This window comes from Paenarthrobacter sp. CM16, assembly GCF_013179505.1.
Lineage (GTDB): Bacteria > Actinomycetota > Actinomycetes > Actinomycetales > Micrococcaceae > Arthrobacter.
On sequence record NZ_JABMCX010000122.1, the window covers coordinates 1 to 13,907 of the forward strand.

The window sequence follows — 13,907 nt, forward strand, 5'->3', positions numbered from 1 at the left end:
GGGAGACGAAAGCCAGCGCAAGGATGACGTTTCCGGTGGTGGCTCGTATACCCACATGACGCTGCTCAGCTACAACAACGTGGGTATGAGGAACCTGTTCCGGGCCTCGTCCATTGCTTCCCTCGACTCCGTGTTCGGCAAGTGGCCCAGGCTGGACCGGGAACTGCTCAACACGTACTCCGAGGGCCTGATCGCCACCACGGGCTGCCCATCCGGGGAGGTCCAGACCAAACTGCGGCTGGGCCTTTACCGCGAAGCCGTTGAAGCCGCAGCAGAGTTCCGCGACATCTTCGGGGCAGAGAACTACTTCTGCGAGCTCATGGACCACGGGCTGGACATTGAACGTCGCGTCACCGGGGACCTCCTGCGCCTTGCCAAGGAGCTCAATCTCCCGCTGGTGGCCACCAACGACCTCCACTACACCCACGAGCACGATGCCAAAGCCCACGAGGCCCTGCTGGCCATCCAGTCCGGGTCCACGCTGCTGGAACCGACGTATGACAACGGCGGCTCCAGGTTCGCTTTCTCGGGCAGTGGCTACTACCTGAAGTCTCCGCAGGAAATGCGGGAGTTGTTCCGCGATCACCCCGAAGCCTGCGACAACACGTTGCTCATCGCTGAGCGCTGCGAAGTCTCGTTCAATACCGGCGCCAACTACATGCCGCGCTTCCCCTGCCCGCCGGGAGAGGACGAGACGTCCTGGCTGGTCAAGGAAGTGGATACGGGCCTCAAGTACCGGTACCCCCAAGGCATCCCGGACAAGGTCCGCAAGCAGGCTGACTACGAGCTTGGCGTGATCACGTCCATGGGATTCCCCGGGTACTTCCTGGTGGTTGCCGACTTTATCAACTGGGCCAAGAACAATGGCATCCGCGTGGGTCCCGGCCGTGGTTCCGGTGCAGGTTCCATGGTGGCCTATGCCATGCGCATCACCGACCTCGACCCCCTGCAGCACGGCCTGATCTTTGAGCGCTTCCTCAACCCGGACCGCGTCTCCATGCCCGACTTCGACGTCGACTTCGATGATCGGCGCCGTTCCGAGGTCATTGACTACGTCACCAAGAAATACGGTGACGAGCGCGTGGCGATGATCGTCACCTACGGCACCATCAAGACCAAGCAGGCACTGAAGGACTCCTCCCGCGTGCTGGGTTACCCGTTCAGCATGGGCGAGACCCTGACCAAGGCACTTCCGCCCGCCGTCATGGCCAAGGATATTCCGCTGGCGGACATTCAGAACCCTGAGTCCAAGCGCTACAGCGAAGCAGGGGATTTCCGCCAGCTCATTGCCACCGATCCTGAGGCCGCGAAGGTTTTTGAGACCGCGCTGGGCATCGAGGGCCTGAAGCGCCAGTGGGGTGTCCACGCTGCTGGTGTCATCATGTCCTCGGACCCCATCATCGATGTCATTCCCATCATGCGCCGTTTCCAGGACGGCCAGGTCATCACCCAGTTCGACTACCCGACGTCCGAAGGCCTCGGCCTGATCAAGATGGACTTTTTGGGCCTGAGAAACCTGACGATCATTTCCGATGCCCTGGAAAACATCAAGATGAACCGTGGCGTTGACCTTGACCTGGAAAATCTGGAACTCGACGACGCCGCGTCTTACGAGCTCCTTGCGCGTGGTGACACGTTGGGCGTCTTCCAGCTCGACGGCGGCCCCATGCGCTCCCTGCTCAAGCTGATGAAGCCTGACAACTTCGAAGACATCTCCGCTGTGCTGGCGCTGTACCGGCCGGGTCCGATGGGTGCCAACGCCCACACGGATTACGCCTTGCGCAAGAACGGGATCCAAGAGGTCATCCCCATTCACCCGGAGCTGGAAGAACCCCTCAAGGAGATTCTCGGCGGCACCTTCGGCCTGATTGTGTATCAGGAACAGGTCATGGCCGTGGCGCAAAAGCTTGCCGGATACTCGCTTGGCCAGGCTGACATCCTCCGCCGCGCCATGGGTAAGAAGAAGAAGTCCGAACTGGATAAGCAGTTTGCCGGTTTCTCCCAGGGTATGCAGGACAACGGCTATTCGATGGCTGCCGTGAAGACCCTGTGGGACATCCTGCTCCCGTTCTCCGACTACGCGTTCAACAAAGCCCACTCGGCTGCCTATGGCGTGATTTCGTACTGGACGGCCTATTTGAAGGCGCACTACGCGCCCGAGTACATGGCGGCACTGCTCACCTCCGTGGGCGACGACAAGGACAAGTCGGCCATCTACCTCAACGAGTGCCGGCGCATGGGCATCACGGTCCTGCCGCCCGACGTCAACGAGTCCTCGCTGAACTTCACCCCGGTGGGAACGGATATCCGTTTCGGCATGGGAGCTATCCGCAACGTGGGCGTCAACGTGGTGGACGCCATGGTCTCAACACGGACCACTGAGGGCAACTACACCTCGTTCAAGGATTTCCTCTTGAAAGTGCCGGCTGTGGTGTGCAATAAGCGCACCATCGAATCGCTGATCAAGGCCGGTGCCTTCGATTCGCTGGGTCACCACCGCCGCGCCTTGGCCATGATCCACGAAGAAGCCATCGATTCTGTGATCACCCTCAAACGCAATGAGGCAATCGGCCAGTTTGACCTCTTTGCCGGCTTTGAGGACCAGGAACCGGAGGCCTCGCTCACTACGGAAATTCCGGACCTTCCCGAATGGGAGAAGAAGGACAAGTTGTCCTTCGAGCGGGACATGCTAGGCCTTTACGTTTCAGACCATCCGTTGCAAGGGCTCGAGGGCGTCCTCAGCCAGCACGCGGAACAGTCCATTACCTCGATCATCGCCGAGGACGGACCACACGACGGCGCGATTGTCACCATCGCGGGCATGATTACCTCGTTGAGCCGAAGAATCGCAAAGGCCAGCGGAAACGCCTATGCCCGGGCGGAAATCGAGGACCTTGGCGCTTCCATGGAGGTCATGTTCTTTGGCCAGGTCTACGGACCCATTGCCTCGGTGTTGGCGGAGGACCTCATTGTGGTGGTCAAAGGTCGGCTCCAACGACGCGACGACGGCGCGGTGACCCTGAACTGCATGGAGCTTTCCGTCCCGGACCTGAGCGAGAGCGTGAACGGTCCTGTGGTCATCACCATTCCAACCTTCAAGGCGACGGAGGCTGTGGTCACGGACCTGCGCGATGTCCTCCGCACCCACCGGGGCAACTCGGAGGTGCGGTTAAAGCTGATGGGAGATACCAAGGTCGAAGTCATGGGCCTGCCCGTTCATATGCGGGTGAACCCCAGTCCGTCCCTGTTTGGTGATCTGAAGGTCCTGCTGGGTCCGGCCTGCCTGGACAACTAGCAGTCCGGAGCGGCCGGGTCGAAGTCCGGCCTTGCCGAATGTTGCCTGATCAGATTTCGTAGTCCAGCGGTGCAGGTTTGCTGTACGCGCCGCTGTGGTAGAGCAGGGGAGTGCCGACGTCGCCCACTTGGCCGTCGACGACCTCAACTACTACCACTGCGTTGTTTTCGAATGAGAGCCGCATCTGGATCTTGCCCACCAGCCAGCCACTGACGTCCTTGAGGATGGGTACCTCGTGGGGTCCGGGTTCCCAGTGGTCACCTTCGAACCGGTCGCGCGTCCGCGCGAAGCGGTTGGCCAGGGCTTGGTTCTCCAAGCCCAGCATGTGGACGCCGATGTACTCGGCATTGGCTACCGCAGGCCATGAGCTGGAGCTCCGGGCCATGTTGAACGTGAACCGGGGCGGCTCGGCGGACAGCGACGCCACAGAGGTTGCGGTGAAGCCGAAAGGCTTTCCCTTCAGGTTTGCCGTGATGATTGCTACGCCGGCCGCATGCCTGCGGAACATCTCCCGGAAAGTCTGGTCGAAGCCGGATGATTCGCTTGTCACGTGGATGTATCTCCTGGACTGGGGGCTGCGTATACCTTCAGCGTATTCCTCCAGCACCGCAGGGTCCTCATTGTGTTGGGCCTGCATGAACCTTTGTTAATGTGAGGGGTATGACCGAGCCCACCGTGCACGTCCCTGCTGTTGCCGAACCGGCTCCGGCCCCTCATTCCCGCATGTCCAAGGAATTCCTTTGGTTGGTCCTTCCGGCGGCTTCCGGAGTCCTCCTTGGTGTCCTTTGGTGGTTCCTTGCCCCTGGCGGAATCAACCTGATCACCGGCAACCCCGCGCTTGGTGATGCCAATAATCCTGACACCTGGCTTCCGCGGGATCTGGTCCTGGCAGGATTGGTGCTTGTAGCGGGATGCTTTACCGGCGTCATGCTGGACGGGAAGCTGCAGGGACCCAGCGTGGGGCGCCGTTTGGCGTTTGCGCTTCTTGGCGGCGTGCTGGGTAGCATCGTGGCGTGGTTGGTCGGATTGCTGGCGGCGCAGGTCTTTGGCCCCGCCCCGAATCCTGCCCTTGGTCCCGGATACGGCTTCACGCTCCGGTCCTATGCTGTGCTGTTGCTGTGGCCGGCTGCCACTGCGTTCATCACGTTCGTCTTGTCGCTGTTCGGGGTTCTTTCCAAGAAGCCCGTAAAATAGCCAGGTGACCACTTCTTCGGATACTTCCGCCCGCGCCGCCGCTTCCCTTGATTTCCGGAGCATCGATTTCCGGGGCCGCCACCTCTCCTTGGCGCAGTTGCGTGCCGCCGTCCCCAGGGCGCGCCATCAGACCATGGCGGATGCAGAGCAGAAAGTCCAGGACATCATCTCGGCTGTTCGCGGCCGCGGCTTTGCCGCGCTCGCTGAGCTGGCAAGGAAGTTCGACGGCGTGGAGCAGTCCCACCCGCGCGTTCCGGCTGAGGCACTGACACGGGCGCTGGAGGAGCTGGACCCCGATGTCCGCGCTGCTTTGGAAGAGTCAATCAGCCGCGCGCGGCAATTCGCCGAGCAGCAGCGACCCGGCAACGTCGATGTTGCCTTGGCTGATGGCGCCGTCGTCAGCCAAAACTGGATTCCCGTGGGCCGCGTCGGGCTTTATGTGCCCGGTGGTCTGGCACCTTTGGCGTCTTCTGTCATCATGAACGTCGTGCCTGCAGTGGCGGCCGGCGTTGAGTCCATTGCCTTGGCTTCTCCTCCGCAGAAGGACTTTGATGGCCTGCCGCACCCCACTATCCTTGCGGCCGCCAAGCTCCTGGGCATAGACGAGGTCTACGCCATCGGTGGCGCACAGGCAATCGTCTCCTTCGCTTATGGCATTCCGGGTTCAGCGGATGAGTTGCCCATCGAACCGGTGGATGTGGTGACGGGTCCGGGAAACATTTTTGTTGCAACGGCCAAGAGGTTGGTCAAAGGCGTTGTCGGAATCGACTCCGAGGCTGGAACAACAGAGATCGCCATCCTGGCCGATTCCACTGCGCAGGCACCCTTGGTGGCTGCAGACCTCATCAGCCAGGCCGAGCACGATCCCAAAGCAGCTTCAGTCCTGGTGACGGACTCCGCGGACCTGGCCGACGCCGTCGTGCTTGAACTGGCGAGGCAGGCTGCTGCCACTAAGCACAGCGCCCGGGTTCTGGAGGCGTTGTCCGGGCCGCAGTCCGGGGTGGTGCTGGTGGACGATCTTGATCAGGGGATCGCGGTGTGCAATGCCTATGCAGCTGAACACCTTGAAATCATGACGGCGGATGCGCCAGCTGTTGCGTCGCGGATCAGGAATGCCGGGGCCATCTTTGTGGGTGACTACAGTCCGGTCAGCCTCGGCGACTACTGTGCGGGGTCAAACCACGTACTGCCAACCAGCGGGACCGCGGCTTTTTCTTCCGGCCTCAATGTCACCACGTTCCTCCGTGCCGTGCAGGTTATCAATTACAGTCGCTCGGCCTTGCAGCAGGTCAGCGGGCACATTGTCAGTTTGTCCGGCGCTGAGGACCTTCCCGGTCACGGCGATGCGGTCCGGATCCGCTTTGCCTAAAGCGCTCAACCACTACATATAAGGGTCCCCACCACTACATGTAGTAATTACACGCTTGTCATTACGGTGTGAACGAACGTAAACTGGTGCAGGAAGTGAAACTTCCGGCACCTTTTTGCGTCTCCGGCACCCGCCGGGCGTTGCATGCCGGAACTGTCAGGGGAGGCCCAGCGTGTATTGTCCGTTCTGCCGGAATCCCGACTCCCGTGTCGTCGACAGCCGCATGGCCGACGACGGCTCTTCCATTCGCCGCCGCCGTCAATGCCCCGAGTGCGGACGCCGGTTCACCACGGTGGAAACCACCAGCCTGTCCGTCATCAAACGCTCAGGCGTCGGCGAGCCCTTCAGTCGTATCAAGGTCATCAGCGGTGTCCGCAAGGCATGCCAGGGGCGCCCGGTCACCGAGGACGATCTTGCCATGCTGGCGCAGGAGGTTGAAGAGAACATCCGGTCATCCGGCGCCGCGGAAATTGATGCACACGAGGTAGGTTTGGCCATTCTCGGGCCGCTGCGAAAGTTGGATGAGGTAGCCTACCTGCGCTTCGCCAGCGTCTACCAGGCATTTGAGTCCTTGGAAGACTTCGAATCCGCCATTTCCCTGCTTCGCCACGAGCATGAAGAGCACGCCAAAGCCGGCGCCCAGGAAGCGGCGAAGGGCTCGGAAAAGAGCCAACTCTAGCTCCGGTGGCGGTGCGGAGGGGAAGCCGCACCCGCCACCGGCACCCCCGCAATAACCAATACGCCAGAGGGAAACCGGGCACGCTTTCCGGTTGTCCGGTCAGCGGCCACCGGACACGGGGAGCACCGCGCCGGTAATGTAGCCAGCGTCGGCGGACATCAGCCACAGGACGGCCGCAGCTACTTCGTCGGGTTCGGCACCCCGCCCCATGGGAATGGTGGGGTTCAGCCGTTCTACCCGGTCCGGCATGCCCGCGGCGGCATGCAGCCCCGTGTTGGTACTCCCGGGAGCCACAGCATTGACCCGGATGCCCTGTTTGGCCACCTCGGCCGCCAATCCCACCGTGAGGACATCAACGGCTCCCTTGGACGCAGCGTAGTGGACCCAGGTTCCGGGGGAGCCCGCCTTGGTGGCGGTTGACGAGATATTGATTATGGAGCCACCGCTGCCGCCATGGTCCGTGGAGAGCCGACGCACCGCTTCCTGGCACATGTGGATCACCCCGGACACATTGACGTCCACCACTCGCTGAACGGTCTCGGCCGGCACGTCCACGAGGCTGCCGATCAGGTTGCCGGTGATGGCTGCGTTGTTGATGACGGCAGTTACCTGACCCAAGTCTGCGGCTTCGTCAAACAGACGCACGACGTCGGCAGGGCGGCTGACGTCCGCCTGGACGGCCAGTGCCCTGCCACCGAAGCCGATGATGTCCTCCACAACGGTTTGTGCCCCTGCAATGTCTTCGGAGTAGTTGACCACCACTGCGTATCCGGCCCTCGCCGCAGCGTGGGCCACGGCAGCTCCGATGCCCCGGCTTGCTCCAGTGACGATTGCTGCTCCGGCCTCGAAGCCGGTACCCCCGGTCATCTGCGGTTTACTTGGCGAGCTTGTGGTGCAGGGCGACCTCAAGCGCTGCGCCGACAATACCGGCGTCGTTCTTCAATTTCGCGGTCACGATCTTGGTGCGCAGGTCAAGGTGCGGGAAGTATTCATCGGACCGCTTGGAGATGCCGCCACCGACAATGAAGAGTTCAGGCGAGAAAAGGAACTCAACATGCTGGAGATAGCGGTTGAGCAGCACGCCGTACTCGTCCCAGCTCAGGCCGTCGCGTTCGCGGGCCACGGCGGAGGCCTTGGTCTCGGCGTCGTGGCCGTCGATCTCAAGGTGCCCGAGCTCGGCATTGGGGACCAGCTGGCCGTTGAAGATGAACGCGGAGCCGATGCCGGTTCCCAGTGTAATGACCAGGACAGTTCCGTCCACGCCCTCACCGGCGCCGTAACGCGCTTCGGCCAAGCCGGCGGCATCGGCGTCGTTGATGACCTCCACAGGACGTCCCAGGCGCTTGGTGAACGTCGTGTCAATGTCAGTACCAAGCCAGGTCTTGTCCACATTGGCTGCAGAATTGACCACACCGTGCTGGATGATGCCGGGGAACGTCACACCCACCGGCGAGTCAGCCGCGGGAGCGTCCGGGCGGCTGGAGAGTTCCTCCACGATCTGGGCGACAACCTCGGCTACAGCTTCCGGAGTGGCGGGCTGGGGAGTGGGGACGCGGAAGCGGTCACCTATCAGTTTGCCCTTCTTCAGGTCGACGATGCCGCCCTTGATGCCGGTGCCGCCGATGTCGATACCGATCAGCGGTGCGTTCTTGTGGGTCTTCTCATCCTTCTTGGACAATGCAATTCCGATCATGGCAGGAGGGGATGGGCATGGCGCAGCCACCCGGGCTGCTGGACCTTCCGAAAAGCTCAGGGAAGGGTAAGGATTTCCGCACCGGTCTCAGTGACCAGCAGGGTGTGTTCGAACTGGGCCGTGCGCTTGTGGTCCCGGGTGACGACTGTCCAGTCGTCGGACCACATATCCCAGTCGATGGTGCCGAGGGTCAGCATGGGCTCAATGGTGAAGACCATGCCCGCCTCGATCACAGTGTTGTAAGCCGGGGCTGCGTCGTAATGCGGAATGATGAGGCCCGTGTGGAAGGCCTCGCCCACGCCGTGGCCCGTGAAGTCCCGCACCACGCCATAGCCGAAGCGTTTGGCGTAGGACTGGATGGCACGGCCGATTACGTTGATTTCGCGGCCGGGGGCCACGGCCTTGATGGCCCGGTTGAGCGACTCCTGCGTACGCTCAACCAGCAGACGGGACTCTTCATCCACGTCGCCAACAAGGAAAGTGTAATTGGTGTCCCCATGGACGCCGTTGATGAATGCGGTGATGTCGATGTTCAGGATGTCGCCATCCTGGATCACGGTTGAGTCCGGGATTCCGTGGCAAATGACCTCGTTGAGCGAAGAACAGAGGGACTTGGGAAAACCGCGGTAACCGAGCGTCGAGGGGTATGCCTTGTGGTCGAGGAGGAACTCGTGCCCAATCTTGTCCAGCTGGTCCGTGGTGACGCCGGGCTCAATGTGCTTGCCGACCTCGACGATCGCTTGTGCTGCGATCTTCCCTGCGATCCGGATCTTCTCGATGGTCTCCGGGGACTTCACCTCGGAGCCCGTGAACTTGGCTGGTGCTTTCTTGCCCACGTACTCAGGCCGCGGAATGGAGACCGGGACAGGCAGCTCAGGGCTGACGGTTCCCGGTGTGAGGGCGCCGATGGGTGCAGTCGAAGCAAGAGAAGGCATAGATTGATCATATAAGGCACACAAGAGACGTAAGTAACAAAGCTTGGCTGGGTCCCTGTGACCCCGCCAACGTTACGCGTCCGGCCGCCCATGGATTGAGGAGGAGACGTGACGGAGTACTGGTACAACGTCAAGACGCATGAGATCGAAGAGGACGCCATGTCCGATTGGTCCCAGCTGATTGGCCCTTACAAGACCAGGCAGGAAGCCGAGCACGCCTTGGAGACAGTCAAAGCGCGCAATGATGCCTGGGACGCCCAGGACGACGACTGACCAGGGTGGCCGCTAGAAGGAATGCTCAGGTCCCGGGAACTGCCCGGACCTGACGTCCTCACCGTAGGCGGAGGCTGCCTCGCTCAAGGTGGTGCGGAGGTCAGCGTACTGCTTGACGAACTTGGCCATCTTGCCTCCCCGTAGTCCAGCCATGTCCTGCCACACCAGGACCTGGCCCGTGGTGGTGTTGCCGGCTCCGATTCCTACAGTGGGCACCCGCAGCGCGGCGTCGATGGCGGCTGCGGTTTCAGCCGGAACCATTTCCATGAGCACGCTGAAAGCTCCTGCGTCCTGGAGGGCAAGGGCGTCGTCGACGAGGCGCTGCGCGTCCTCGCCGCGGCCCTGGACACGGTACCCGCCGAGGGTGTGTTCGCTCTGCGGGGTAAATCCAATGTGCGCCATGACGGGGATGCCGGCCTGGACCATGGCCTTGACAGTGTCCGTGTAGTAGGCGCTTCCCTCGATCTTGACCGCGTGCGCCAGTCCCTCCTTGAGGAACCGGACGCCGGTCGCTACTGCTTGTCCCGGCGAAACCTCGTAGCTCCCGAAGGGTAGGTCCGCTACGATCAGTGCGCGTTTCGCCGCCCGGCTGACGGCCCGCGTCAGCGGCAGCAGTTCGTCCACGGTGACTGGAAGGCTGGTCTCGTTGCCGTAGACGTTGTTCGACGCTGAATCGCCTACCAGGAGAACCTCGATTCCGGCTTGGTCGAAGATCTCCGCGGTGTACTGCTCATAGGCGGTCAGCATCGCAAAGCGGGAGCCGTTGTCCTTGGCCTGCTGGAGGTGGTGGATCCTGACCCGGCCGGTTGGCTTGGAGGGCGCAGCGGAGGGGGCATTTGGCGCCGAGCCCGGGCCGGTCCCGTAGGGTGCGGGAACTTCGGCGGGCGTGGTGGACTCGGGAAGGTTGCTTGGGGCCATGGATAGAGCCTAAGCCGTGCCGGGGACGCCTGCCACCAGTGTGCCCGGCGTCACTGAATGTAAACGCTGTGTTACGCGAAGGTACTGCGGCGGCATTAGCTGCCAAGTCTTAGTAGAGTGAAGGCTGAGTTGTCGTGGCTTCAAACCTTGGAGCCGGCGGCATGGACACTGAATCGGAAAAGAGGCCCTATGGACCGCCAGCAAGAGTTCGTTCTGCGGACGATCGAAGAGCGTGACGTGCGCTTCGTACGCTTGTGGTTCACCGACGTCGTGGGTTCCCTTAAATCGGTGGCGCTTGCGCCCGCCGAGGTTGAGGGAGCCTTTGAAGAGGGCCTTGGTTTTGACGGTTCCGCAATCGAGGGCCTTGCCCGCGTTTTCGAATCGGACATGCTGGCCCAGCCCGACCCCTCGACCTTCCAGATTTTGCCGTGGCGCGGTGAGACGGAGCAGACCTCGCGCATGTTCTGCGATGTCCTCACTCCCGACGGTGAGCCTTCCGCCGCAGACCCCCGCAACGTCCTCAAGCGGACCCTGGCTAAAGCCGCTGACATGGGGTTCACCTGCTATACCCACCCGGAGATTGAGTTCTATCTCTTGAAGTCCAAGGACCTCGGCCCGGACGGCTCGCCGGTTCCCGTGGACGAGGGAGGCTACTTCGACCACGTTCCCGGCGGCGTTGCCCAGGACTTCCGCCGGACTGCCGTCACCATGCTCGAATCGGTCGGCATCTCCGTGGAGTTCAGCCACCACGAGGGCGGCCCCGGCCAGAACGAGATCGACCTCCGCTACGCGGATGCACTGCAGACTGCCGACAACATCATGACCTTCCGGACGGTCATCAAGGAAGTCGCACTCCAGCAGGGCACCTACGCCACCTTCATGCCCAAGCCTTTCACTGACCACCCCGGTTCCGGCATGCACACCCACTTTTCCCTGTTCGAGGGCGACACCAACGCGTTCTTCGAAGCCGGAGCCGAGTTCCAGCTGTCCAAGACGGCGCGCCAGTTCATTGCCGGAATCCTGAAGCACGCGCCTGAGTTCACGGCCGTGACCAACCAGTTCGTGAACTCCTACAAGCGGCTCTGGGGCGGCGGCGAAGCGCCAAGCTACTTGAGCTGGGGACACAACAACCGTTCCGCGCTTGTCCGCGTTCCCCTGTACAAGCCCGGAAAGGGCCAGTCAGCGCGCATCGAATACCGCGGTATCGATTCCGCCACCAACCCGTACCTGGCTTACGCTGTGTTGCTGGGCGCCGGATTGAAGGGCATCGAGGAAGGCTATGAACTTCCCGCAGCCGCGGAAGACGACGTCTGGTCGCTGACCACCGCTGAGCGCAGGGCCATGGGACATGCACCATTGCCGGCCAGCCTCCACGATGCCATCCGTGCCATGGAGGAATCCGAGCTTGTAGCTGAGATCCTGGGCGAGCAGGTCTTTGAGCACTTCCTGCGCAACAAGCGCGCGGAGTGGCAGGACTACCGCCTCCAGGTCACGCCGTACGAGTTGCAGCGCAACCTCGGCATTCTGTAGGCAGGGCCAGTGAGCCTTGCACGTCGGCTCATTTCAGCCGGATTCAGTGATCTCGAAAAGGCCGAACGTTTCCTTGCAGCCCCTGAACTTGAGGGGATTGACCAGGACGCGCTCTTTGCCGGGCTCTCCATGTCGGCGAGCCCGGATACTGCCCTCCAATCATTGGTCCGGCTTCTTGAGAAGAATCCCGGACTGAAGAAGCTGGCTGCTGCGGACGCGGACACCGGTGAGCCGATGTACCGCCTGCTGGGTGCTTCCGAGGCGTTGGGGGAGTTCCTCATGCGACGGCCCGAACACCTGGATGTCTTTGAGGTCCGCGTCAGCCCCGAGCCGCTCCAGGCCTCCGGTGAAGAACTCCGGGCCATGCTGCTCCGTTCCGTGAAGGCCGAACCCGGCGCCCAGCGCCCCGTGGCCGGGTTGACCGGAATGCCGGCCTACGCGGCGCTGCGGAGCGCCTATCGCCGTGGTCTGACTGAGCTGGCCATCAGGGACCTCTGTGCTGCCTCGCCCCAGGATTTCATGCCCGCTGTCGGTGCCGAATTGGCAGACCTCGCCGGTGCGGCCATTGAGGCTGCCCTCGCCGTGTCCAGGGCTGAAGCGGCTGGACAGTACGCGGCCGCGGAGATCGCCGACGTCGGGCTGGCCGTCATGGGCATGGGCAAATGCGGCGCCCGCGAACTGAACTACATTTCCGACGTCGATGTCATCTACGTCATTGAGGCAGGGGAGCTCGATGACGCGCGGGCGTCCACCATCGGCACGGCACTGGCCTCCGGGATTTCCCGCGCCATTTCCTCTTTGGCGCCGGAACCCGGGCTGTGGGAAGTCGACGCCAACCTCCGGCCGGAAGGTAAGTCGGGGCCGCTGGTCCGCACCTTGCCCTCCCACCTCAGCTACTACGCACGCTGGGCCGAAAGCTGGGAGTTCCAGGCGCTGCTCAAGGCGAGGACCATTGCCGGTGACCGGGAACTTGGCCAGCGCTATGAGAAGGCAGTGGAACCCCTGGTGTGGGCCTCGGCGGGCCGCGAGGGGTTTGTTGAATCCGTGCAGGCGATGCGCCGCAGGGTTACCGATTACATTCCCGCGGCCGAGGAACAGCGCCAGATCAAGCTGGGGCGGGGCGGCCTTCGCGATGTCGAGTTCACCGTCCAATTGCTGCAACTGGTCCACGGTAAATCCGATGAATCCCTGCGGTGCAGGGACACCACGTCAGCAATAGCCGCGTTGTCGGCCGGAGGCTACATCGGACGCACGGACGCGGCAGCGTTCGACAACGCCTACCGTTACCTGCGTTTGCTGGAGCACCGGATCCAGCTTTTCCAGCTGCGGCGTACCCACCTTATGCCTGTCACGGAGGATGCCCAGCGGTTCCTTGCCAAGGCTGTCCTGGGGCCCTTCTCCATGGAGCGTCCCCACCCTGACCAGCTGATGGGCACCTGGCAGAAGACCAAAAAATCCGTGCGGGAGCTTCATGAGCGCATCTTCTACCGTCCCTTGCTCAATACCGCGGCCAAGCTGAGCAGCGAGGACGCCAAGCTCAGCCCCGAGGCAGCACAGGGCCGGCTTGCCGCCCTCGGCTACTCGGATCCGCAGGGAGCCATGCGGCACATTGAAGCACTGACGGCAGGAGTCAGCAGGCGGGCGGCGCTGCAGCGGCAGCTTCTTCCCATTTTGCTGGGTTGGCTCGCTGAAGGCGTAGATCCCGACGCCGGTCTGCTTGCTTTCCGCAGGGTCAGCGAGGCTTTGGGAACCACACACTGGTATTTGGGTTTACTCAGAGACTCCCAAGCAGCTGCGGAACGTTTATGCCAGGTGCTGGCCAATTCCCGGTTGATCTCTGATCTCTTGGAAGTTTCCCCGGAATCCGTGGCGTGGTTGGGCAGCGACAAAGAGCTGGTTCCCATCAGCTTCGAAGCCCAGTGGCAGGAAATCCAGTCAAAGCTGTCCCGCCACCCGGATCCCGAAAGCGCCATGAGGCTCATTCGCCTGATCCGGCGCCGCGAGATCCTGCGGACTGCGAT

At 62.3% G+C, this 13,907-nt stretch carries 12 protein-coding genes; 7 read left to right on the forward strand and 5 right to left on the reverse strand.

Features of this window, described 5'->3' with window-relative positions; all coding sequences use genetic code 11:
• The coding region (dnaE, locus tag HP499_RS12305; protein WP_172324339.1) for a DNA polymerase III subunit alpha at positions 1 to 3,295 on the forward strand (3,295 nt) is incomplete at its 5' end.
• A 49-nt stretch (positions 3,296 to 3,344) separates the two neighbouring features.
• On the opposite strand, the gene HP499_RS12310 is transcribed toward dnaE, so the two are convergent.
• Positions 3,345 to 3,845 (reverse strand): flavin reductase family protein, encoded by a 501-nt coding sequence (locus tag HP499_RS12310; RefSeq protein ID WP_172324348.1) that lies wholly within the window; start codon positions 3,843 to 3,845, stop codon positions 3,345 to 3,347.
• Between the two features lie 110 nt (positions 3,846 to 3,955).
• On the opposite strand from HP499_RS12310, the gene HP499_RS12315 reads away from it, so the two are divergent.
• The 3 genes from HP499_RS12315 (at position 3,956) to nrdR (ending at position 6,537) form a co-directional block, all read left to right on the forward strand.
• The gene (locus HP499_RS12315; RefSeq protein WP_172324340.1) at positions 3,956 to 4,489 is read left to right on the forward strand and encodes a hypothetical protein; all 534 of its coding nucleotides are present in this window, start codon (positions 3,956 to 3,958) and stop codon (positions 4,487 to 4,489) included.
• A 4-nt stretch (positions 4,490 to 4,493) separates the two neighbouring features.
• Complete coding sequence (gene hisD, locus HP499_RS12320; RefSeq protein ID WP_172324341.1) at positions 4,494 to 5,858, forward strand: histidinol dehydrogenase; 1,365 nt, start codon at positions 4,494 to 4,496, stop codon at positions 5,856 to 5,858.
• Positions 5,859 to 6,030: 172 nt separating this feature from the next.
• On the forward strand, positions 6,031 to 6,537 hold the full coding sequence (gene nrdR / locus HP499_RS12325) for a transcriptional regulator NrdR (protein WP_172324342.1): 507 nt from the start codon (positions 6,031 to 6,033) through the stop codon (positions 6,535 to 6,537).
• A 99-nt stretch (positions 6,538 to 6,636) separates the two neighbouring features.
• On the opposite strand, the gene HP499_RS12330 is transcribed toward nrdR, so the two are convergent.
• From HP499_RS12330 to map, 3 genes are all read right to left on the reverse strand, one after another.
• Positions 6,637 to 7,404 (reverse strand): SDR family oxidoreductase, encoded by a 768-nt coding sequence (locus HP499_RS12330; RefSeq protein ID WP_172324343.1) that lies wholly within the window; start codon positions 7,402 to 7,404, stop codon positions 6,637 to 6,639.
• Between the two features lie 7 nt (positions 7,405 to 7,411).
• A complete protein-coding gene (gene ppgK, locus HP499_RS12335; protein WP_172324349.1) occupies positions 7,412 to 8,215 on the reverse strand; it encodes a polyphosphate--glucose phosphotransferase in 804 nt (267 codons plus the stop codon).
• Between the two features lie 71 nt (positions 8,216 to 8,286).
• Entirely contained in the window at positions 8,287 to 9,165 is an 879-nt protein-coding gene (gene map, locus HP499_RS12340) for a type I methionyl aminopeptidase (RefSeq protein WP_172324344.1), read from the reverse strand.
• Between the two features lie 108 nt (positions 9,166 to 9,273).
• Between map and HP499_RS12345 the strand changes: the two genes are divergently transcribed.
• The gene (locus HP499_RS12345; protein WP_172324345.1) at positions 9,274 to 9,438 is read left to right on the forward strand and encodes an SPOR domain-containing protein; all 165 of its coding nucleotides are present in this window, start codon (positions 9,274 to 9,276) and stop codon (positions 9,436 to 9,438) included.
• Positions 9,439 to 9,450: 12 nt separating this feature from the next.
• On the opposite strand, the gene panB is transcribed toward HP499_RS12345, so the two are convergent.
• Positions 9,451 to 10,356 carry a 3-methyl-2-oxobutanoate hydroxymethyltransferase gene (panB, locus tag HP499_RS12350; protein ID WP_172324346.1) on the reverse strand — a complete coding sequence of 302 codons (906 nt, stop codon included), beginning with the start codon at positions 10,354 to 10,356 and terminating at the stop codon, positions 9,451 to 9,453.
• Positions 10,357 to 10,545: 189 nt separating this feature from the next.
• Between panB and glnA the strand changes: the two genes are divergently transcribed.
• Positions 10,546 to 11,886, forward strand: coding sequence for a type I glutamate--ammonia ligase (gene glnA, locus HP499_RS12355; RefSeq protein ID WP_026542529.1), 1,341 nt, complete (start codon positions 10,546 to 10,548; stop codon positions 11,884 to 11,886).
• Between the two features lie 9 nt (positions 11,887 to 11,895).
• Positions 11,896 to 13,907, forward strand: a 2,012-nt coding sequence (locus HP499_RS12360) for a bifunctional [glutamine synthetase] adenylyltransferase/[glutamine synthetase]-adenylyl-L-tyrosine phosphorylase (RefSeq protein WP_172324347.1), incomplete at its 3' end; no start/stop codon positions are given.